The sequence below is a fragment of the Actinomyces sp. 432 genome (assembly GCF_009930875.1).
Classification (GTDB): domain Bacteria; phylum Actinomycetota; class Actinomycetes; order Actinomycetales; family Actinomycetaceae; genus Actinomyces.
In genome coordinates this window covers 170,751-190,309 of record NZ_CP025249.1, presented here as the reverse complement: position 1 = coordinate 190,309, position 19,559 = coordinate 170,751, and the positions used below count along the sequence as shown (strand labels likewise).

Genomic DNA, 19,559 nt, shown 5'->3' with positions numbered 1-19,559 from the left:
ACCGCCGCAAACGACCGCGAGCACCCACCACCCCGCCGCGCCTTTACTACGCCACTTCGCCGTTAACAACGCTAGTTAACGGCCTGCTGAATACCTCAGAGGCCTTCAGCAAACGGCTAAGTGGCGTAGCAAACGGTGAACCGACGTAGTAAACGGTGAACCGGCGTAGCAGACCGCGAACCGGCGTAGTTAACACACCCGGCTTAGGCCACTGACACCTCTCCCGGTCATGTGAGCGCCTAGCGACTCGCGCGTCACGGCATGCAGGAGACGCAGCCCTCCACCTCGGTGCCGACGAGTAGCCCCGCCACGAAACTGGCATCTGCGCCGGTTGGCGCTTACGAAGTAAGCCACGCACCGCTCAGGGCAGTAGCTCTGCGAAGTGGACCCGGCAGCCTTCCGGACGGTGGGCGAGCCGGGTTTCGCGTACCGGATTCGCCCGATAGCCGCCTTCACGTCCGAATCGCCACCACCGGAGCGCTCTCAACTCAACGGCCTCATTCGGGCACAGCCTTACAGCATGCAGGAGACACAGCCCTCCACCTCGGTGCCGGTCAGCGCCGCCTGGCGCAGGCGAATGTAGTACAGCGACTTGATGCCCTTGCGCCAGGCGTAGATCTGCGCCCGGTTGACGTCGCGGGTGGTGGCGGTGTCCGGGAAGAACAGCGTCAGGCTCAGCCCCTGGTCCACGTGCTGGGTGGCGGCGGCGTAGGTGTCGATGATCTTCTCGGGCCCGATCTCGTAGGCGTCCTCGTAGAACTCGAGGTTGTCATTGGTCATGTAGGGCGCCGGGTAGTAGACGCGCCCGATCTTGCCCTCCTTGCGGATCTCGATCTTGGCGACGATCGGGTGAATCGAGGAGGTGGAGTGGTTGATGTAGGAGATCGACCCCGTGGGCGGCACCGCCTGGAGGTTGCGGTTGTAGATGCCGTCCCGCTTGATCTTCTCCGCCAGCTCCGCCCAGTCCGCGCGCGTGGGCACGTGCACCGACGACGCGGCGAAGACCTCCCGAACCCGCTCGGTGACCGGGACGAAGTCCTGGGTCAGGTACTTGTCGAAGAACTCGCCGGAGGCGTACTTGGAGTCCTCGAATCCGACGAAGGTCTCTCCCCGCTCCACGGCCAGCTCATGCGAGGCGGTCAGCGCCGCGAACAGCACGGAGGCGAAGTAGACGTTGGTGAAGTCCAGCCCCTCCTCCGACCCGTAGTGGATGCGCTCGCGCGCCAGGAAGCCGTGCAGGTTCATCTGCCCCAGGCCGATCGCGTGGGACTCGCGGTTGCCGCGGTTGATCGACGGCACGGACTCCAGCTCCGTCTGGTCGGAGACCGCGGTCAGCCCGCGCACGGCCGTGCGGATGGTGCGGGCGAAGTCCGGGGAGTCCATGGTCTTGGCGATGTTCAGGGAGCCCAGGTTGCAGGAGATGTCCTTGCCGACGTGCGCGTAGGACAGGTCCTCATTGAGCACGCTGGGCTCGGACACCTGCAGGATCTCCGAGCACAGGTTGGACATGACCACCTTGCCCTTGATCGGGTTGGCCCGGTTGACCGTGTCCTCGAACATGACGTAGGGGTAGCCGGACTCGAACTGGATCTCGGCCAGCGTCTGGAAGAACTGGCGGGCGTTGATCTTGTCCTTGCGGATGCGCTCGTCGGCCACCAGCTCGCGGTACTTCTCGGTGAGGTTGATGTCCGCGAAGGGCATCCCGTAGACGCGCTCGACGTCGTAGGGGCTGAACAGGTACATGTCCTCGTTCGCACGGGCCAGCTCGAAGGTGATGTCCGGGATGACGACGCCGAGCGAGAGGGTCTTGATACGGATCTTCTCATCCGCGTTCTCCCGCTTGGTGTCCAGGAACCGCAGGATGTCCGGGTGGTGGGCGTGCAGGTAGACGGCGCCGGCGCCCTGGCGCGCACCCAGCTGGTTGGCGTAGGAGAAGGAGTCCTCCAGCAGCTTCATCACCGGGATGACGCCGCTGGACTGGTTCTCGATGCGCTTGATGGGGGCGCCCATCTCCCGCAGGTTGCTCAGCAACAGAGCCACGCCGCCGCCCCGCTTGGACAGCTGCAGGGCGGAGTTGATGCCGCGGGAGATCGACTCCATGTTGTCCTCGATGCGCACCAGGAAGCAGGAGACGGGCTCGCCGCGCTGGGCCTTGCCCTCGTTGAGGAAGGTGGGGGTGGCCGGCTGGAAGCGGCCCGACATCATCTCACCGATCAGGTCCAGCGCCAGCGACTCATCGCCGTCGCCCAGAGCCAGGGCGACCATGGTGACGCGGTCCTCGAAGCGCTCCAGGTAGCGCTTGCCGTCGAAGGTCTTGAGCGTGTAGGAGGTGTAGTACTTGAAGGCGCCCAGGAAGGTCTCGAAGCGGTAGTCGTAGGCGTAGGCGGCCTTGAAGGCGGACTTGACGAACTCGGGGCGGTAGCGGTCCAGCACCTGCTGCTCGTAGTAGCCCTCCCGCACCAGGTAGTCCAGCTTCTCCTCCAGCGACGGGAAGGTGACGGTGTTGTCGTTGACGTGCTGGAGGAAGTACTGGCGCGTGGCCTCACGGTCGGCGTCGAACTGGATCATGCCGTTCGCGTCGTACAGGTTCAGCTTGGCGTTCAGGGCGTGGTAGTCGAGGTCCGGGGAGACCGTGGTCTTCGGTGCGGTGCTCGCCGGGGCCGTCAGCGTTTCTGCCAAAACTTGTCCAATCCTTCTTTGACGCGTTCGACGTCGGTAGGGGTGCCGAGCAGCTCGTACCGGTAGAGGAAGGGGACGTTGAGCTTGCTGGCGATGATGTCGCCGGCGATGCCGTAGGCCTCGCCGAAGTTGGTGTTGCCCGAGGCGATGACGCCGCGGCACAGCGACCGGTTGTGCGGGTCGTTGAGGAACTTGATGACCTGCTTGGGCACGGCGCCCTTGATGGCGCCACCACCGTAGGTGGGGACGACGAGGATGTAGTCCTCGTCAACGCTCAGCGGCTCATCCCCGGGCGCAGCGGAATGCGTGCGCTGGGGTAGCCGAGCCGCTCAACAAAGCGACTGGTGTTCTCCGAGGTAGAGGAGAAGTAGACGAGCAGGGGCGGTCACTCACGAACGCCTGGCCCCACTCAGATGGCGGCGGCCTCGACGGCGGCGGCCAGGGCCTTGATCTTGTCCGGGCGGAAGCCAGACCAGTGCTCGCCGCCAGCCATGACCACGGGAGCCTGCGCGTAGCCGAGGGAGCGGACCTGCTCCAGGGCCTCGGCGTCGAGAGTGATGTCAACCGTCTCGTAGGACAGGCCGGCCTTGTCCAGGGCGCGGTAGGTCGCGGAGCACTGGACGCAGTTGGGCTTGGAGTAGACGGTGATGGCCATGTCGGTCACTTCCTGGCAGCGAGTAGTTGGAGCGGTTGGTTGATGGTTCGGGTGCGCGTGCACTCCGGCGGCCCCAGCGGACGGGAACCTACCCGGTTGTAATCACACCCATGTAGTTCTCGGGAGGGCAAGCGCCCCTGCTGCTCAAAACACTACCCCTGGGGGTCGAGGAGCGCCACCACCCCAAGATGATGTGTCTGACGTGTTGTTGTGCATAGACCCTCCGGAGCTGTGGACAGCGCGCCTGACGCTGTGGATGCGGTTGTGGAGCGGGCACAGCCGCCCCGCCCGCCGCCCCGGCGCCACGGCGGCAACGCGACGCCGGATCGGCTAGTTCATGGTCTCGCGGGGTCTGACACGAATTCGCCCCCTTGGCCCGAGTTACCCACAGGCACCCCTGCGTCACACCGCGCCCTCAGTCCCCAGCCTGGGGACTGGCCGGAGAAAAAATCTCGCGGACCGCACCCGCGCCCGGCGTGTCGCGACTGCCTGCCCGCCGCGCCGACGCCGCTCATCACCCCAGTCCATTCCGTCTCCCCCACAACTTCCCCTCAACCGTGCTACGTTCCCATGAGCCGCCTCACACAGGCCGACCGCACGGCAGCGAGCCCACCAAGGAGAGGACCGCGAGACGACCATGGACGCAACCGAGCGCCGGCAGGCGATCCTGGCCCGCCTCAAGGACGCCACCAACCCGCTGGCCGCAGCCTGGCTGGGCGAGCAACTGGGCGTCTCCCGGCAGATCGTCGTCGGCGACGTCGCCCTGCTGCGCGCCGCCGGCCACGCCATCCGCGCCACCAACCGCGGCTACGTCCTGGCCCGCCCCAGCTCCCGCCCGCGCCGCGTCTTCCACGTCCAGCACGGACGCGACCAGGTGGCCGCCGAGCTCGCCGCGATCATCGACGCCGGCGGCACCGCGCTGGACACGATCATCGAGCACCGCCTGTACGGCCAGATCACCGTGGACCTGCTCATACACAACCACGCCGAGCTGGATCTCTTCCTCGAGCGCATGGCCGAGTCCTCCACCCTGTCCGAGCTGACCAACGGCTGGCACGCGCACACCATCGAGGCCGACACCGAGGCACAGCTGGACACCATCGAGTCGCGCCTGAGCGAACTCGGCATTCTGCGCTGATCCCCCGGCTGACTCCGCAGGGCGAATGTCCGAATCCGGCATAAACGCGTCGGCGCCCCCTTGTTCGACGGCGGCGATTCGTTGAGATCGTGCGGTTTCACGAGGTAAGACACGGTAGCCCCGGGACGTTTGTGCCGTTTTCGGACAGTTTTCCGCCCCGCTGGCCCAGCCGCACGCCCTAGCCACGCGCACGGGAGAGGCGGCTCACGCAACTTGTGTCATGACACCTGACGGCTCTCGGCTATCCTTTGAGTGTCTTGACACCTAGCGCGGACGCGCGCTCCCACGCCGTCCCGCCATCCAGGGGAGGCCCCATGTCCGCATCCTCCAAGCCCATCCCCGCCAGCAAGTCCGCCGCCACCAGCAACAACACCGCCACGGGCAAGGCCGCCACGGCCCCCTACTCAGCTGCCGCCGCCGAGGGGCACGGCCCGCTGGACTGGCTGCGCGCCTTCGGCAACCGCTTCTTCATCGAGGGCCTGACCGGCATGGCGCACGGCCTGTTCGCCACCCTGATCATCGGCACGATCCTCACCCAGATCGGAGCCTTCATCCCCGGGACGGTCGGCGGCCTCATCGTGCTGATGGGGCGAGTGGCCTCCTCAATCACCGGCGCCGGCATCGGCCTGGGCACGGCCCGCCGCCTGGGGGCCGACGCCTTCGTCACCATCTCCGCGGCCGCCGTCGGGCAGGTCGGCGCCCAGGCGTCCGGCCTGCTGTCCGGCAGCGCCATCCTGACCGACGACGTCAGCACCGCCCTGCTGCTGCGCGGCCCGGGTGAGCCACTGGGCGCCTTCGTGGCGGCGTGCGTGGCCATCGAGGTCGGCCGCCTGGTCTCCGGCAGGACGCCGGTGGACATCCTGGTGACGCCGTTGACCACCGTCGTCGTGGGCGGCGGCGTCGGGCTGCTGGTAGGCCCGCCCATCTCCTCCGCCATGACGGCGCTGGGGCAGCTGGTCAACTGGGGCACCGAGCGGCAGCCGCTGCTGATGGGCGTGATCGTCGCCGTCATCATGGGGATGGTGCTGACCCTGCCGATCTCCTCGGCGGCCCTCGGCGTGATCCTGGGACTGTCCGGCATCGCCGCCGGGGCAGCGACGATCGGCTGCACCACCCAGATGGTGGGCTTCGCCGTCGCCTCTTTCCGGGAGAACCGCTGGTCCGGGCTGCTGGCGCAGGGCCTGGGCACCTCCATGCTGCAGATGCCGAACATCCTGCGCCGACCACTTATCTGGGTGCCGCCCACGCTGGCGTCGGCGCTGCTCGGGCCGGTGGCGACCGCCTTGTTGCACCTGGAGTCCAACGCCGTCGGCTCGGGGATGGGCTCGGCCGGGCTGGTCGGTCAGATCATGACCTGGCAGACCATGAGCAGCGCCATGCCCACAGGACAGCTGCTGGCCACGATCGTGCTGTTCCAGTTCGTGGCCCCGGCGGTGCTCACCCTGGCCATCAGCGAGTTCATGCGCGCCCGCGGCTGGATCCGCCCCGGCGATATGGCGCTGGCCGCAGCCTGAGTTCTCCACTACCCCGTCACCCTGCGACGCGCTCGCCGTCGGCAATGCATGCAACCCCACATACGACTATGAGCACATCCGTGCCATACTCGTAATCGAAACGCGATTGTCATTCGGTGGCGGCCCCCGCGTCACCCGAAACAGCCCTGACCCGGGTGAAGGAGGTAGAACTTGACCTCACAGGCCTCACAGACTCCATACGCGGCAATGCCGCCACTCCCTGTCGGCTGCCGACCGGCACCGCGGCAGGTGGTTGCGGAGAGTATTGCGATTGACCTTGCCATCGTGCTGCTACCCCTGGCTGTCGGCCTAGTTGTGCCGGGGCCGGCACTGCTCAGGCTTGCGCTCGTACTGGGGGCGCTCGGCCTGCTCCTGGCACAGCTCGTGAGCCACTGCCTGTACGGCAGAGCTGTCGGCGGCCGCCTGCTGGGACTGCGCACCGTCGACGCCGACGCCGGGCTCCCCACCGGGACGGCGCGTTCCCTGCTGCCACTTGCGCGCCTAGGCGCAGCGGCCGGCGCCGCTGTGCTGGACGTCCGGCAGGGCCCGGATCCGTCGCGCGGGACCCTGGACGACCTTGACGCGTCGGCCGCCCGAGCCCTGGAGGCGAGTGCGGCGTCTGCGCCCCCGCAGCCTCCGGCCGAGCCGCAGCGGATCACGGCTCCCCCGGCATCTCCCATGATCACGCCGACGCCCGCCGAGCCGCAGCGGATCGCAGCTCCCCCGGCATCTCCCATGATCACGCCGACGCCGGCCGAGCCAGCCACGACCGCACCTTCACCCGCCAAGACACCGCCTGCGCTGCGCGCAGTGCCGGCGCAAGCAACCCAGCCGACATCCATGCCGCTGCCGCCCGCTGTGCCACCGCAGCCGGCACCTCCACCCCCACCGCCTCCCGAGCCCGCTCAGCAACCGGTCACCGAGCCCCTGCCGCAGGCACCCGCCCCACCCCGCGTCACCCGTAAGGCGCTCAGGGCCAAGGAGAGGGAGCGGGAGCGTGCGCGCGCCCGGCAAGACCTGGGCTTCACGGACCCCGACTCCGAAACCCCCTCAAGGATGGTCGGATGAACCCGGCACCAGCCCCAACCGCATGCGGCGCGGTGACGCCGCCCAGCCGACCCAGTCAGGTGGACAACGCCCATGCCGCGTGAGAACGAGCAGGCGGTCCTCGACTCCGCGCGCGTGCACCATGCGCGCCTGCGCGACGCCCTGGAACGTGGCCGCACGCCGGGGAGGAGCCGGGCTCAGGCGCCCCGGCTGATCGCGTCACTCGTGGTCGCTGCCCTTGCGTGCAGTGGCTGCGTGGGCTACGCCTACGTCTCCACGCACCTGGACTCGATCCGCAGTACCCCGGGCGGAAGCACAAGTACCCCCACGGACAGCGCCACCGTGGCGCCCGCACCTCCCCAGCCGACGGATGCAGCGGCACAGGCATCCCAGGAAGCAGAGCAATGATCCCCTACACCCGCATTACCCTTGTGGCAGACCGGTCGCGGGCCGAGCTGGTTGTGCCCTCCACCGAGCCGGTCGGCACTCAGATGCCGACGCTGCTGTCCCTCCTGGGCGACCAGTCCAGCCACTCCGGCACCCCGCTGGCGCTGCGCCTTGTGCGCGCCGACGGCCGCCTGGTGGACCCCGAGCTGGACCTGGCCGCCCAGGAAGTGCTCGACGGCGAGGTCTTGCGCGTTGTGGCCGACGACGAGATTCCGCCACCCGCGCGCGTGTCCGACCTGAGCGAGGCCATGGCAGATCTCACCGAGGCGCATCCCGGTAGGTGGCGGCGCACGGACCGTCCGCTCGGGGTCGGCATCCTCATCGGCGTTCTAACCGCGCTCGCCACCTGGCCCGAGCTCCAAGCACTCACGCCGACGGCGCACACCTGGGTGGCGCTTGTGAGCCTGCTTTTGCTCTCCGCCGTAGTCGTGCTCCGGCGTGGCGGTACCGGCCCGTCGGGCGCCGACGTCCTGGGCGCCTGCCTGCTGCTGGGGCTGCTGGCGGCGCAGAGCCTCACCCTGGCGAGGATCGGAACCGAATCCGGGGTGCTCGCAGCCCTGGCCCTGGTCCTGTTGGTGACGGCCGCCCTGGGACTGGCGCTCGACCGCCCCGGTTGGATCGCGGGAGCCGCCATCGGGCTCGGCGCCGAGGGCGTCTGGATGCTTGTGGCCGCCCTGAGCCCCACCACGAAGCTGGCCCACGGCGTCCTGGCGGTGCTCGCGCTGGTACTGGCAGGCTGCCTGCCGTGGGTCGCGCTGCTGGTCTCCGGTGCGGCCCGGCTGGATGACACGGCCTTGACCGGGGTGCTGCCACCACGCGATCGTGCCCGGCGCAGCCTGTCCGCCGCCCACGACTCGCTGCTGGTCTCCTGCCTGGTGGCAGCAGCCGCGCTGGCATGGGCGACGGCGAGCCTGGCGCGGCAGGAGGATCCGTGGGCTCACTGGCTGGCCGTGGCCGTGGTGGTTGCCGCAGCTCTGCGCTCACGCGCCTTCCCGCTGCGGGCAGAGGTCATTGCGCTGTGGCTGGCCTGCCTGCCGGCGCCGCTGATACTGGCCTCCCCGCTGCCGTGGCCGCAGCGTGGCGCGCTGCTGGCCGTCGTCGTCCTGGTGCTGGCGGCAGCCGCCCTCTACCAGAGCGCCGATCAGACCCGCGTGCGCCTGCGCCGCCTGGGTGACATGCTGGAGGCGGCGGCCACCATCGCCACGGTGCCGCTGCTTTGCGGCCTCGACGGGCTCTTCACCCACCTCCTGGGGCTGTTCTCATGACCGCGCCGGAGTTGCGGAGCGCGCTAAAGCGCCGCGCAGACGCCGCCCTTATGGACCGCCTGCGCCGCCCACTTGACCTGTGCGCCCTGGTGCTGACCGGGGCGCCTGCGTGGCGCCGCGCCGCTGCGCAGACACATCGGGACCTGACGCAGCCGCTGCCGCTGACCTGCCGTATTGCCGTGGTGCCGTTGGTGCCTGCATGTGGGGCCACCACCGTGGCCCTGCAGCTGACCGGGGCGCTGACCCGCGCCAGGCGGGCGCCGGCGCTGCTGCTGTCCGCATCGCCAGGCCCTGACTCCGCCGCCGACCAGCTGCCCTTCTCCCGCTCCTGGCCCCTGGCGGATCCTGTGCCCGCCGCGGTGCCTCCAGCGGAGAGCGGGCCGGTGCTACGCGGCGCGGCTGGCTGCGGGCCGGATGGCCTGACTTCCTGCCTGCGGGCCACGTCGGCGGACATGGCACCGCTACAGGCGTGGCATAGGGCACGGCGCGAGCTGGGGCACTTCTTCGATACCTGCCTGACCGAGTTCGGTCTCCTGTCCCCCGCCGCGCTGGCGGAGATTGCCCAGCTTCACCACGCGATTGTGCTGGTGTCCCCGGCACGGCGCCGCGAGGTCGAGCGCAGCCGCATACTCGTAGGGAGGCTCAACAAGGTGCTCAACGATGCCCTGCCCAACCGCCCGGCCGGTGTGATGAGCACTGAGGCCGACGCCGCTGACGGTCTACCCGGCACGGCCCCCGCTGCCCCGGCCTGGAGCGCCGGTCTCCCGTCGTGCTGCACGCAGTAGTCGCCACCTCCCCCGGGCACCCGCTCATCCCACGCCTGCACCCCGACGAGGTGCTAGTCCCGTATGACACCGCGCTGGGGCGTCCCGGTCCCACTCCCCTGCGGCGTCCTACCAGCTTCGCCTTCTCCTCACTGGCCGCGCGCGCAGTGGATGCGGCTGCCCGGTCTGCGCAAGGCACTGCACGAACCGCTGCGGGAGGTGAGGCATGATCCGCACCGTCCACCGCCCCGGGCGCCTGCACCGCCCGCTGGAGCTGCCCGAGCCGATGGTGCTGCCCGCGCCCCCGCAGCTGTCCGATACCGGCGCGGGTCAGGGGTTCCCGTTCCAGATGATGCTGCCCCTGGCCGGGGCCGGCTCATCCATGCTGATGATGACGCTGCTGCGGTCCAACCTGATCTTCGCGATCCTCGGCTCGGTGGTGATGCTCGTGACCATGATCGGCATGCTGGCTGCCACCTTGTCCCGCCGTAACGGGCAGGCCCGCCAACGCCGTGAGCACCGCGAGCGCTACCTCGACTCGCTCGCGGACGCCGCGGGCGTCCTGGAGGCCGCCGCCGGTCAGCTGCGCAAGCACGCCTACCAGGCCCACCCCGCCCCGCAGGCGCTGGCCTCCTGGGCGATCTCCCCCGACCGGCGCTGGGAGCGACGTCGCACCGATAGTGACTTCCTGCGGCTGCGGCTGGGTACCGCCGACCTGCCTCATCCGCTCGCAGCCATGCCCCGCTCTGACGCCGTGGCCCAGGCTGATCCCCTGCTGGTGCGGGAGGCGCAGACCTTGGTGGACAGCTACGCGGTGCAGTACGCGATGCCCGCCACCGTTGATCTTGACGCGGCCGGCGAGGTGTCACTGATCGGTCCCCGGGAGGTCACCCGCGCCCTGGCCCGCACCCTGCTGGTGCAGGCGGCGGTGCATCACGCCCCGGAGGACCTGCACATCGCGCTCGCCTATGACAAGTCCGTGGCGCGGGTGTGGGAGGGCGTGGCCCGGCTCCCCCACCTGCGCATTCATGGTGCCTTCGACGGTCCGGTGGCGATGCGTCGAGTGGGGGCGGACCAGCAGGACCTGGAGCGGGTGCTGCGGCCCGAGATCGCCGCCGCCGCGAAGGCCGCTGCGCAGGTGGCGCGAATCGGGACGGGCGGCGCGCAGCGGCGTCGGACCCGGCTGCTCGCCGTCGTCGACGCCGAGGGGCCGGCCCAGTCCCTGGCGATCCCCGACGCCTCCCTGCGGGCGCAGGACGTGGGGGCGACCGTCCTTCACCTGGTCACCGACCGTCTGGATGAGCCCTCCGACCCGTCGCTGCGGCTGACGGTGCGTGAGGACGGCACGGTGCTGGTGGAGGACCTGCGGCCGGTCACTGACGCCTCAGGCAGGATCGATAATGACGCCGCCCCGATCCCGCCCACCGTGGTGACCCCCGACGAGTTGGGCCCGGCGGCCGCTGAGGGCGTGTGCCGGGCGCTGGCGCCGCTGTCGCTGGGGGCGGCCGCCGAGCGGGAAGTGGAAGACACCTCCGCCACCTCGCTGGCTGACCTGCTGGGAGTGGACGATCCCAGGCGCATTGATGTGCCCGCGGCCTGGCGGCCCCGCTCGGCCCGTGACTTCCTGCGGGTGCCGCTGGGAACCGATGACAACCATGAACTGGTGCTGCTGGACCTGAAGGAGTCGGCCCAGCTGGGGGTCGGGCCGCACGGGCTGTGCGTGGGCGCGACCGGTTCTGGCAAGTCCGAGCTGCTGCGCACCCTGGTGACTGCGCTCGCCGTCGGCCACGGCCCGGAGGACCTGTCGATGATCTTGGTTGACTACAAGGGTGGCGCCGCCTTCGCGCCCTTCGCCTCCCTGCCGCACGTGGTGGGGCTGATGGATAACCTGGCCGACGACGCCGGGCTCATCGAGCGGGCGCGCGCCTCGATCGCCGGTGAGGTGGTGCGTCGGCAGAAGCAGCTGCGGGATGCTGGCTCCTCCCCCGATATCGCCCACTATCGGCGGCTGCGCGAGGAGCATCCGGAGATGGCGCCCATGCCGCACCTGTTCGTCATCATCGACGAGTTCGGGGAGCTGCTGACGGCGAATCCTGACTTCGTGGACCTGCTGCTGACGATTGGGCGCATCGGCCGGTCCATAGGCGTGCATCTGCTGCTGTCAAGCCAGCGTATTGAGGGCGGCAAGCTGCGGGGTCTGGACACCTACCTGTCCTACCGGATCTGCCTACGTACCTTCACCGAGGGGGAGTCCTCCACGGTGATTGGGGTGCCGGATGCATTCCACCTGCCCGCCTCCCCCGGGTACGGGTACTTGAAGGTGGACACTAGCGTGTTCACGCGCTTCCGGGCCGGCTACGTCTCCGGCCCGGTGGAGGAGGTGGAGGCCGAGCCCGCCCCTGCCGACCGTGAGGAGCAGGTGCCGCTGCTGCTGCCGGTGTACAACGGCCTGGAGGCCGAGGAGCCGACGGCGGCGCAGGCCGTCGTCCCGGAGGGGCACACCACACGGCAGACGGTGGTGGATGCCGTGGTGGCTCAGCTGAGCCGGACCGCTGAGCCCATGGCGCCGGTATGGCTGCAGCCGCTGCCTGCCCGTCTGCCGCTGACGAGCGTGCTTGGCGGACCTTTGCGGCGCGACGCCGTCGGGTTGCGGGCGCCCGCCCCTCTAGGTCCCGGACCCAGGGTGCCGGTGGGGCTGGTGGATGATCCCGCCCGCCAGCGCCAGCAGCCGTGGCTGGCGGACCTGACTGTGGGCGGCGGGCACGTGGCCGTGGTTGGGGCGCCGCAGAGCGGCCGCACCACGTTCCTGTGGACGCTCGCCACGGCGGCAGCACTGACCCATGCCCCGGATCGGCTCGCCTTCTACGGGGTGGATGCCACCGGAGGCGGGTTGTCGCGGCTGGCGGCGCTGCCGAATGTGGGCGGGGTGGCCACGCGCGGGGACCGGGAGCGCATGCGCCGCGTACTGGAGGAGGTGGTGGCGATGCTGGACCAGCGCGAGCGGGTTCTGGCCGCCCGTCACATCGACTCCCTGGAGGTGCTGCGCGCCCGGCACGCCGCGGGCGAGTTGCCCGAGCTGGCCAGCGCGGACGTGGTGCTGCTGGTGGACGGTCTGGGGCTGCTGCGCTCGGACTTCCCGGAGCTGGAGGACCCGCTGGATGAGGTGCTGCGGCGTGGCGGTGGTTTGGGGGTGCATGCGGTGATGACGCTGTCGCGCGGGAACGACCTGCGCATGTCGCAGCAGTCGCTGGTGGGCACCCGCCTGGAGCTGCGGCTGAACGATCCGGCGGATTCGCTGGTGGCGCGCAAGCTCTCGGCCACACTGCGGGCGGATACGCCGGGCCGGGTGCTGCGCACGGACAGGCTGTTCGCCCAGGTGGCGCTGCCGGTGGTCGAGGATGCCGACCTGTCGGACGGCGTCGGTGCGGCCCTGCAGGCGCTGGCGGAGCAGATCGGCGATGCGTGGTCGGGGCCGCTGCCGGCACCCGTGCGCATGCTGCCGGAGAGTATTGACCCGGCGGACTTGCCCGACGGTGAGCAGGAACCGGAGCTACTGCCGCTGGGACTGTTCCAGGACACGATGACGCCGATCAATTTGGACCTTGGAGGGCGTGACCCGCATCTACTGGTGTTGGGCGATCCGGGCTGCGGCAAGAGCACTGTGTTGCGCGGCGTGATCGAGTCGCTGGTGGAGCGGCACACGCCCGATGAGCTGGTGGTGGGCGTCTATGACGTGCGGCGGACGACGGCCGGGGCCTGCCCGGAGGCGTTCCTGGGTGGGCACGCGACGTCGACGGCGCTGGCCGGCGGGCTGTCGGCGTCGATCGCGCAGGAGCTGCAGCGCCGCTCCGATGCCCTGGCGGCGGGTGAGGCGGTGGAAGGGCCGCGGATCGTGCTGGTGGTGGACGACTATGACATCCTGTCCTCAGGCGGCAACGGGCCACTGGGGCCGGTCATCCCGTTCTTGTCCTCGGCGCGGGATCTGCGCCTGAATGTGGTGCTGGCCCGGCCGGTGGCCGGTGCCTCGCGGGCCTTGTACGACCAGCTGCTGCAGGCGCTGCGGGACACCGGGGCGACCGGCCTGATCATGGACGGTGACCGCGGCGAGGGCGCGCTTATCGGCGGTGTGCGGGCGGAGCATCTGCGGCCCGGGCGCGGCTGGTGGGTGCGTCGGGGACGCAAGCCGCGCCTGGTTCAGGTCGGCGACTTCACGCCGACCGGCGAGTGAGCTTCATGCCGACCCGAGGCCGGGGTGCCCGGCTACTTGATGAAGGGGATGCCGCGGAACGGCACGACCTTGCCGCGGCTCGCCCGGACGCCGAAGGCGATGCAGATGATCACGTGGATCAGGGAGATGAGCAGCCAGGCCAGAACCGGCAGCCCCCACGGTAGGAAGTCGTCTGAACCGTCATCAGGCATGAAGGCGAACAAGTACACAAGGAAGCTACCGAGGAACACGATGGTAGCCAGTAGATAGTTGATTCCCCAGCTCGCGGCGGCCGTGCCATTCGTCCGCACAGGTTCGGGATCCTTACGGCAGTTCAAGCCAACGGCGATCATAATGACCGACGTTATGATCGCTCCGACGCCGGGATAGAAGCCGAATACGAATAGCCCCATGAACCAAGCGATTGCGGCCGTTGGCCGGGGCCGCGCCTGCGGGTGGTACGGCCCGCCATAGGGCGGGGGCGGCACCTGCTGCGGTGTCCCGGGCGGGACCGGGTACGGCACCTGGTTCGCTGGGTATGGGCCGCCGGGTACGGGCTGAGCCTGTGTGGGCGGCACCGAGGCCCGCTGCTGGGGAAACTGTGGCGAGACGGGATAGTCAGGGTAGGGGCTGCTCACCGGCTCTGCTTCATCCATTCCGGGGTCGCTTTGGGGTCGCGGGGAAGAGCTGAAGCTCTTGGGCGACATCCTCGGGGGTGTAGGGCGGGTTGAGGACGGGTTCGTGGTCGTAGTCGAAGTCGGAGATCAGCTGGTAGTCCTGCTTGTTCATGGTGAACACGCCCCTGGTCCAGGCTCCGCCGCCGGGCCGGGCCATGGCGATGCGCACCTTGACGGCGGGCTCGACGACCTCCCGTGGCACGATGTTGTCCTCCCAACCGCCGCGGCGCATTAGCCCGGAGGAGCGCAGCGCACGGCTGCGCACGCCGGCGCGGGTGCCCACGGCCTGGACCTCGATGGACATCTCCTCCACGTGGGCGGAGCGCATCCAGCGTGCGCAGGCGTCAGACAGCGCCTCGACGGCCTGCATCTGTGCTTCGAAGGACCACTCGGTCATGAGTTCCTGCCTCTACTCTGCTCGGGTCAAACTGGCATCGGCGTTTACCAAAACGACACTACCGCGAACGAAGACGCACCGCATCCCAGAGCGGGGTCACATGCGTCACGATCGTCCGAAACGATTTCCAAGCTGCGTTCCAGCCGCTCCGGGCCGAGCTTGTGTCCGGGACCCGGACAAACGACTCCGGGACACCTAGACACCTGCCACCTGGCCCCTGCGCAGAAGTAGTTGAAATCACGCGGTTCTGCGGTTCTGCTGCCGCCGGCCGAGGCCGGCACCGCCGCTTGTCCCGAATCCGGACACCAAATCGGGTCCGCGGTCGCGTTGGCCCCCGTCACCTCCAACGAGACTTACCGTCCTAGGGTGGGTGGCCGTGGAGGCGTGTGCGCCTGGAGCCTGTCACAATCTATGACAAACACCGTCTACACCCACCGAAGCCAATCCGGCGTCCGCATGATTCCAACGTTTCCTCCCAGGAAGTCAACGCCCCCGAGCGTGTTTGTCATGGATTTGGACACACCAGGATTCCGCCGCCGCTTCAGCTCACTCGCCGCGCTCCTGCTCACGCTTACGACGACGCGCCTCACGACGACGAGCATTACGCGCCTTGCGCTTCTCATACGCCGCAGCACGCTCAGCCAGCCACTCCGGAATATACTCAGGATCACGCGGATAGATGTCCAGCTCAATCGCGTACTCACCCGCACCCGCAGGCACCGAACCAAAATCCGGCTCACGCATCCAATCACACTCCTGATGCAACACCCCATCAGACGCATCCATCCACAAGTGACACCACGTCCACGCCCCACGACCAGGAACAACCTGAGCGCGGCGAAGATCGCCCTGCGGCGAGCTTAACTCCCAAGGAATCCTCGCCGACTCTTTGGCACCGTCGCGAACAAGCCAAGCAACTTTGGATTGCGTGAGACCAATCCCGTTAGTCTCAATACTCGCATTGTTCGCGCCAGTCTCGTCGAGCCAAGCTCGGAACTCAAGTTCAACGCGCTTAAAGAGTTCATCCGGATCGACTTTCTTCATGCCCTCAACCTTTCTCTACGCCTAACTCACGTGGCTACGAATTAGCGTTTCCGAACTCCTTTGACTGCAACATCCCATTCCCATCGAGCCACTCAACCGCAAACTTCGTCGGTACTCTGTCTACCGGGTTCACGTCCCCCAGCCTGGTCACTGAGTCGGCGTTTGCGGGCGGTCCGTCGTACTCGATACGGATGTCGATGTTCCGGTAGTTGCCCGGGTTGTCAGCGATCCTCTGCTCCAACTCATAGAAGCTACCCGGATGATTACCGTTCACCGACTCTTTCATCGGCACCACGTTAATGTCCTCCGGCGGCGCACCGAACCGCTTACCACCAAGGTGACCACCCTGGAAGCCACCACCCAGACCATCACCATAATGGCCTATCCGCCGCTGCACCGCCCTCGACTCATACGTCGCATCAGCATCAACCACATCCAGACGATCCACCTGAAGACGCACCGTACGACCCCAATCATCAGTCGTATAGTGGAACTTCCCATCCACCGTATACGTCGCATTCGGCAACGGATCCTTCAAATCCGGATTCATCGTCGTGGACGTCCGACCCATCCACGTCTGCCGCTGCACCGCCGAGTCCGCCTCCACATGCACAATCTCACCGGCGTCGTTGGTGTAGTACTTTCCGCGTCCCTCTACCTCGTAGCAGGTGTTCGGCTCCAAGTCCACACCCTTGGCAAAGGGCTTAGTCGGCTTAGGCACCAGCGGACTGTCGGCATCAACCTTTACCGTCTGCTCCGTGCTGGGACGATGCTCCCGGTTGAACGCATCCTTATCCGGGTCATAGTCCGGCGTGCGCTGCTCGGTGTCGGGCGAGTCCTTGACCTCCGGCGAGCGCTCCCCATCCGACGCGGCCCCATCCCCGTCCGGCGTGCGGCCGCCATCAGAAGCCGCATCACCGTCATGCGTCCGACGCACCCCATCAGGCGCATCCGCATCGGGGGTGCGCCCGTCCGGATTCACATCCCCATCAGGACCCCTGCCACCGTCGGGCGTCGCATCGGCATCCGGCCTACGGCCGCCCTCCGGCACGTCGCCCCCATCACCACCGCGTGCATGCGGAGCATCGGGCGCATCAGGAGCGGCGTCCATGTCCGGGGTACGCCGCGTGCCGGGCGCATCCACGTCGCTGCGGCCCAGATCAATCCCGTCCAGATCCGGAGTCTGATTACTCCCATCACCGTGGGTACGTGAGCTCCGCACTCCACCGTCAACATCTACACCCGTGTCAGGCAGATCGGTGCGAGCGTCGACGTCGACACTGGCGTCGGTGGCGCCGTCCGCCCTACCCCTGCGGCCAGGCAGGTCAAGATCAGTAAAGTCCAGATCAACTTTGCCCAGAACAACCTTGAAGCCCTTGCCCAACGTAATGTCCACCACTATGCCAAGCGGGTCCAGGTAGTTCAGCACCTTGCCCACCACAGCAGCCCAGCGCGCGGCCCTACCTGTCTTCGAGGCGCCGGAGGTGACCTTGGTGGCGATGCCTGCACCTGGAAGTGCGAGGGAGAGGACATTGAACACTAATCCGCCCGCTGCGCGGGCCGGGTCATCCTCCCACACGTCCCAGCAGACGAAGCCTTTTGCAGTCTCCTTCCAAGCGCCCGTTGCCGTAGGCGAGGGATGCCAGCCCGCATAACTGCCGTCCTCATTCCAGGTGAAGCCGAGCAGCATGCTCATGCCCCGCCATGTGGCGGCAAAACGCTCGCCGTCGTGGGTGAAGCCGTCACTGCCCTCGAACTCAGCCCCGCCCAGATTCAGCACGCCGTTGACCATGCCGCCCAGGCCCTCACACACAAGCCCGTCCCACAGGAAACGCTTGGTGGACACCGCAGCCTTCTTCGGGCAGGCGTCCTGCCGGTCCACCGGGCTGCCCCAAGCCTGGCCCTCGGCGTCATCGGGGATCTCCGAGTAGCCGTAGCCGAGCTCGTCGTCGTCACCCGTGGGGTTGGCGTGATAGCCCTCCAGGCCGTCCAGGGCGCGGATGTTGTTGGCGCAGGTCCGTTCAGCATCCCACATGTCCACCTGGATGCCGTTGGCAGTGATGACCAGGCCGTTGTTCTCATCTACCAGGTCCTGATCATGGTCCCACTCCGGGTTGTCCTTGATCTTCGCCTTGAAGGCGGCCGCAGCCGCTTTCAAGGTCTGTGCCCGCGACTTGATGCCGGACATCGACTCCGCAAAGGTGGACAGATATCCGGCCATGCTCTCCAGGGCGGAGGCCAGCGTGTCGGTGTCCGTCGCCACCGGATCCATGGCGGCATACAAGGTCTCCTGCTCGGGTGCCTTGTACACGTTCTGGATGCCCGCCCACTTGGTCTTGATGTCCGAGCCGGAGGTACGCAGGTCACCTGCCTTCGTCTTCAGGTTCGTCGCCGCAGTGCTCAGCGAGTCGACGTCGAAGTCCACAGCGGGGATCTTCGTCTCATCAAAGGGGGTAGCCATAGGGTCAACTCACTACGTCGGGGGATATCAATGGGCCTGGCGCTGGAACTCCAGCGCGGACGCCTCATCGTGCTGCTGGTAGGCGTTGACCGCCTTAACGGCGTTGTTCAACACGTTACTGATCGTCGTGGTGACGGACTCGAAGTCCGGCTTGTGCGTATCGATCCAATCGATGACCGCTTTAGCCACGAGCGCTGACTGCATGAGTTCCTCCCCATTGGAGTCCGTACCCATGCCGCTGGCCTCGGCGCACGGCGTGACCACGTTTCCCAACTCATCGCTGACGCCGTTCAGGGAGGTGGTGAAATCGCCCTCCTGACCCGGGGTGGAGTCCACCAGCGCCTGCTCATCAGACAGCACCTGCGCCACGCCGTCAGGATCGATGTCCCAGGCCGACACCGCCGTCAGCCGATCTCATCCACGGCCTGGCGGGCGCGCTGCAGCGTGGACTGAGCGCCCTCATCCGTGGTCTGCATCGACTGCCGCAGCGTGGCAATGATCCCCCGCACCTCGCCCGCTGCATTCTTCCAGCGCAGCTCCTTGGCCTGGTACTCATCCGAGACGCCATCGGCCTGGTACTGGGCCATGGCGGTCTTGACGTCGCTGTCACGCTGGTTGATCAGGCTCTCGAGCCGCGAGGCGACCCGCTCAAAGTTCGCCTGCACCTCCTGTGAGGCGCCGACGTCGTAGGAGCGCTTGTCAATCTGGTTGGCCATACTCGTCCCTCCTTGAGGACACAACTTACTCAATCGTGGAAGTCTTCTTGATCAACGTCGGCCTCTCCGACGCCTACCGGCAGGTCGTTCCAAGCCGACTCAGCGAGCAGATCCGAAGCGCGCGGAGTCGAAGCTCACCGAGCCCTCGGCAGCACGGGTGGTATCCACCATCTCCTGCTCACCCTGCGTGAATGCGATGTCCATGCCGCTGATACCACCCAGAACAGCCGCCAAGGAGGCGTTCAGCTCTGCCGAGACCTCATCCGTGCGGGCCTTGAATCCGTCGAAGGCGGCCCGCCCGCTGCCGTTGAAGCGGCCCTCCAGCGGCTCCGCCGCAGCGACCAGCTCCTTGACCAGCGCGCCCAGGTCCTCATTGGAGGAGGAGGTCTGCTTGGTCAGCGTCGTCAGCGTGGACGCGCCCATGTCGAACTTCATGTGTTGTGCCCCTCAGGAAGGAATCAATTGCAGGTGTAATACAGCCCGATACAAGTACCGAATCGGGACTGCGGGGCCGCCGGGGCGGCTACGTCGCGTAGCATTGCACTCCG

17 protein-coding genes and 1 pseudogene are annotated in these 19,559 nt (G+C 67.9%); 8 read left to right on the top strand and 10 right to left on the bottom strand.

All coding sequences use genetic code 11. From position 1 onward, the window contains the following. Positions 1-513 precede the first annotated feature (513 nt). The 3 genes and pseudogenes from nrdE to nrdH all read right to left on the bottom strand — a co-directional run bounded on the left by nrdE (position 514) and on the right by nrdH (position 3,334). Positions 514-2,679, bottom strand: a complete 2,166-nt coding sequence (nrdE, locus tag CWT12_RS00825; protein WP_161923317.1) for a class 1b ribonucleoside-diphosphate reductase subunit alpha — start codon at positions 2,677-2,679, stop codon at positions 514-516. Further along, positions 2,664-3,058: pseudogene (gene nrdI, locus CWT12_RS00820) on the bottom strand (class Ib ribonucleoside-diphosphate reductase assembly flavoprotein NrdI). Before nrdI ends, nrdE begins: the two are co-directional and overlap by 16 nt. Positions 3,059-3,088: 30 nt before the next feature. Beyond that, positions 3,089-3,334 carry a glutaredoxin-like protein NrdH gene (gene nrdH / locus CWT12_RS00815; protein WP_161925218.1) on the bottom strand — a complete coding sequence of 82 codons (246 nt, stop codon included), beginning with the start codon at positions 3,332-3,334 and terminating at the stop codon, positions 3,089-3,091. A 637-nt stretch (positions 3,335-3,971) separates the two neighbouring features. On the opposite strand from nrdH, the gene CWT12_RS00810 reads away from it, so the two are divergent. The 8 genes from CWT12_RS00810 to eccCa all read left to right on the top strand — a co-directional run bounded on the left by CWT12_RS00810 (position 3,972) and on the right by eccCa (position 13,737). Further along, complete coding sequence (locus CWT12_RS00810; protein ID WP_161923316.1) at positions 3,972-4,472, top strand: transcription repressor NadR; 501 nt, start codon at positions 3,972-3,974, stop codon at positions 4,470-4,472. Between the two features lie 314 nt (positions 4,473-4,786). Next, positions 4,787-5,986: a PTS transporter subunit IIC gene (locus CWT12_RS00805; RefSeq protein ID WP_161923315.1), complete on the top strand. Its 1,200-nt coding sequence runs from the start codon at positions 4,787-4,789 to the stop codon at positions 5,984-5,986. A 207-nt stretch (positions 5,987-6,193) separates the two neighbouring features. Beyond that, positions 6,194-7,054: a hypothetical protein gene (locus CWT12_RS00800; protein WP_161923314.1), complete on the top strand. Its 861-nt coding sequence runs from the start codon at positions 6,194-6,196 to the stop codon at positions 7,052-7,054. A gap of 72 nt (positions 7,055-7,126) precedes the next feature. Further along, the gene (locus CWT12_RS00795; protein WP_161923313.1) at positions 7,127-7,441 is read left to right on the top strand and encodes a hypothetical protein; all 315 of its coding nucleotides are present in this window, start codon (positions 7,127-7,129) and stop codon (positions 7,439-7,441) included. Continuing rightward, complete coding sequence (locus tag CWT12_RS00790) at positions 7,438-8,745, top strand: EsaB/YukD family protein (protein ID WP_161923312.1); 1,308 nt, start codon at positions 7,438-7,440, stop codon at positions 8,743-8,745. The genes CWT12_RS00795 and CWT12_RS00790 overlap by 4 nt, the downstream gene beginning before the upstream one ends. Beyond that, positions 8,742-9,530 carry a hypothetical protein gene (locus tag CWT12_RS00785; protein ID WP_161923311.1) on the top strand — a complete coding sequence of 263 codons (789 nt, stop codon included), beginning with the start codon at positions 8,742-8,744 and terminating at the stop codon, positions 9,528-9,530. Before CWT12_RS00790 ends, CWT12_RS00785 begins: the two co-directional genes overlap by 4 nt. Then, positions 9,515-9,739, top strand: a complete 225-nt coding sequence (locus CWT12_RS00780; RefSeq protein ID WP_161923310.1) for a hypothetical protein — start codon at positions 9,515-9,517, stop codon at positions 9,737-9,739. Before CWT12_RS00785 ends, CWT12_RS00780 begins: the two co-directional genes overlap by 16 nt. Next, complete coding sequence (gene eccCa, locus CWT12_RS00775) at positions 9,736-13,737, top strand: type VII secretion protein EccCa (protein WP_161923309.1); 4,002 nt, start codon at positions 9,736-9,738, stop codon at positions 13,735-13,737. The genes CWT12_RS00780 and eccCa overlap by 4 nt, the downstream gene beginning before the upstream one ends. Before the next feature lie 32 nt (positions 13,738-13,769). On the opposite strand, the gene CWT12_RS00770 is transcribed toward eccCa, so the two are convergent. The 7 genes from CWT12_RS00770 to CWT12_RS00740 all read right to left on the bottom strand — a co-directional run bounded on the left by CWT12_RS00770 (position 13,770) and on the right by CWT12_RS00740 (position 19,446). Continuing rightward, positions 13,770-14,027 carry a hypothetical protein gene (locus tag CWT12_RS00770; RefSeq protein ID WP_161923308.1) on the bottom strand — a complete coding sequence of 86 codons (258 nt, stop codon included), beginning with the start codon at positions 14,025-14,027 and terminating at the stop codon, positions 13,770-13,772. 337 nt (positions 14,028-14,364) lie between these two features. Next, entirely contained in the window at positions 14,365-14,790 is a 426-nt protein-coding gene (locus CWT12_RS00765; RefSeq protein WP_161923307.1) for a hypothetical protein, read from the bottom strand. A gap of 546 nt (positions 14,791-15,336) precedes the next feature. After that, positions 15,337-15,834: a hypothetical protein gene (locus tag CWT12_RS13610; protein ID WP_237564228.1), complete on the bottom strand. Its 498-nt coding sequence runs from the start codon at positions 15,832-15,834 to the stop codon at positions 15,337-15,339. Positions 15,835-15,868: 34 nt separating this feature from the next. Further along, positions 15,869-18,295, bottom strand: a complete 2,427-nt coding sequence (locus CWT12_RS00755; protein WP_161923306.1) for a DNA/RNA non-specific endonuclease — start codon at positions 18,293-18,295, stop codon at positions 15,869-15,871. 27 nt (positions 18,296-18,322) lie between these two features. After that, positions 18,323-18,694 carry a DUF6507 family protein gene (locus CWT12_RS00750; RefSeq protein WP_161923305.1) on the bottom strand — a complete coding sequence of 124 codons (372 nt, stop codon included), beginning with the start codon at positions 18,692-18,694 and terminating at the stop codon, positions 18,323-18,325. A gap of 5 nt (positions 18,695-18,699) precedes the next feature. Continuing rightward, positions 18,700-19,011 (bottom strand): pore-forming ESAT-6 family protein, encoded by a 312-nt coding sequence (locus CWT12_RS00745; RefSeq protein ID WP_108965449.1) that lies wholly within the window; start codon positions 19,009-19,011, stop codon positions 18,700-18,702. Between the two features lie 99 nt (positions 19,012-19,110). Then, positions 19,111-19,446: a hypothetical protein gene (locus tag CWT12_RS00740; protein WP_161923304.1), complete on the bottom strand. Its 336-nt coding sequence runs from the start codon at positions 19,444-19,446 to the stop codon at positions 19,111-19,113. Positions 19,447-19,559: the final 113 nt, after the last annotated feature.

Excerpts from the sequence above, each read along its gene's own strand:
- nrdH (WP_161925218.1), bottom strand. The coding sequence starts at position 3,334 with ATGGCCATCACCGTCTACTCCAAGCCCAACTGCGTCCAGTGCTCCGCG.
- CWT12_RS00810 (WP_161923316.1), top strand. The coding sequence starts at position 3,972 with ATGGACGCAACCGAGCGCCGGCAGGCGATCCTGGCCCGCCTCAAGGAC.
- CWT12_RS00805 (WP_161923315.1), top strand. The coding sequence starts at position 4,787 with ATGTCCGCATCCTCCAAGCCCATCCCCGCCAGCAAGTCCGCCGCCACC.
- CWT12_RS00800 (WP_161923314.1), top strand. The coding sequence starts at position 6,194 with ATGCCGCCACTCCCTGTCGGCTGCCGACCGGCACCGCGGCAGGTGGTT.
- CWT12_RS00795 (WP_161923313.1), top strand. The coding sequence starts at position 7,127 with ATGCCGCGTGAGAACGAGCAGGCGGTCCTCGACTCCGCGCGCGTGCAC.
- CWT12_RS00790 (WP_161923312.1), top strand. The coding sequence starts at position 7,438 with ATGATCCCCTACACCCGCATTACCCTTGTGGCAGACCGGTCGCGGGCC.
- CWT12_RS00785 (WP_161923311.1), top strand. The coding sequence starts at position 8,742 with ATGACCGCGCCGGAGTTGCGGAGCGCGCTAAAGCGCCGCGCAGACGCC.
- eccCa (WP_161923309.1), top strand. The coding sequence starts at position 9,736 with ATGATCCGCACCGTCCACCGCCCCGGGCGCCTGCACCGCCCGCTGGAG.
- CWT12_RS00765 (WP_161923307.1), bottom strand. The coding sequence starts at position 14,790 with ATGACCGAGTGGTCCTTCGAAGCACAGATGCAGGCCGTCGAGGCGCTG.
- CWT12_RS13610 (WP_237564228.1), bottom strand. The coding sequence starts at position 15,834 with ATGAAGAAAGTCGATCCGGATGAACTCTTTAAGCGCGTTGAACTTGAG.
- CWT12_RS00755 (WP_161923306.1), bottom strand. The coding sequence starts at position 18,295 with ATGGCTACCCCCTTTGATGAGACGAAGATCCCCGCTGTGGACTTCGAC.
- CWT12_RS00745 (WP_108965449.1), bottom strand. The coding sequence starts at position 19,011 with ATGGCCAACCAGATTGACAAGCGCTCCTACGACGTCGGCGCCTCACAG.
- CWT12_RS00740 (WP_161923304.1), bottom strand. The coding sequence starts at position 19,446 with ATGAAGTTCGACATGGGCGCGTCCACGCTGACGACGCTGACCAAGCAG.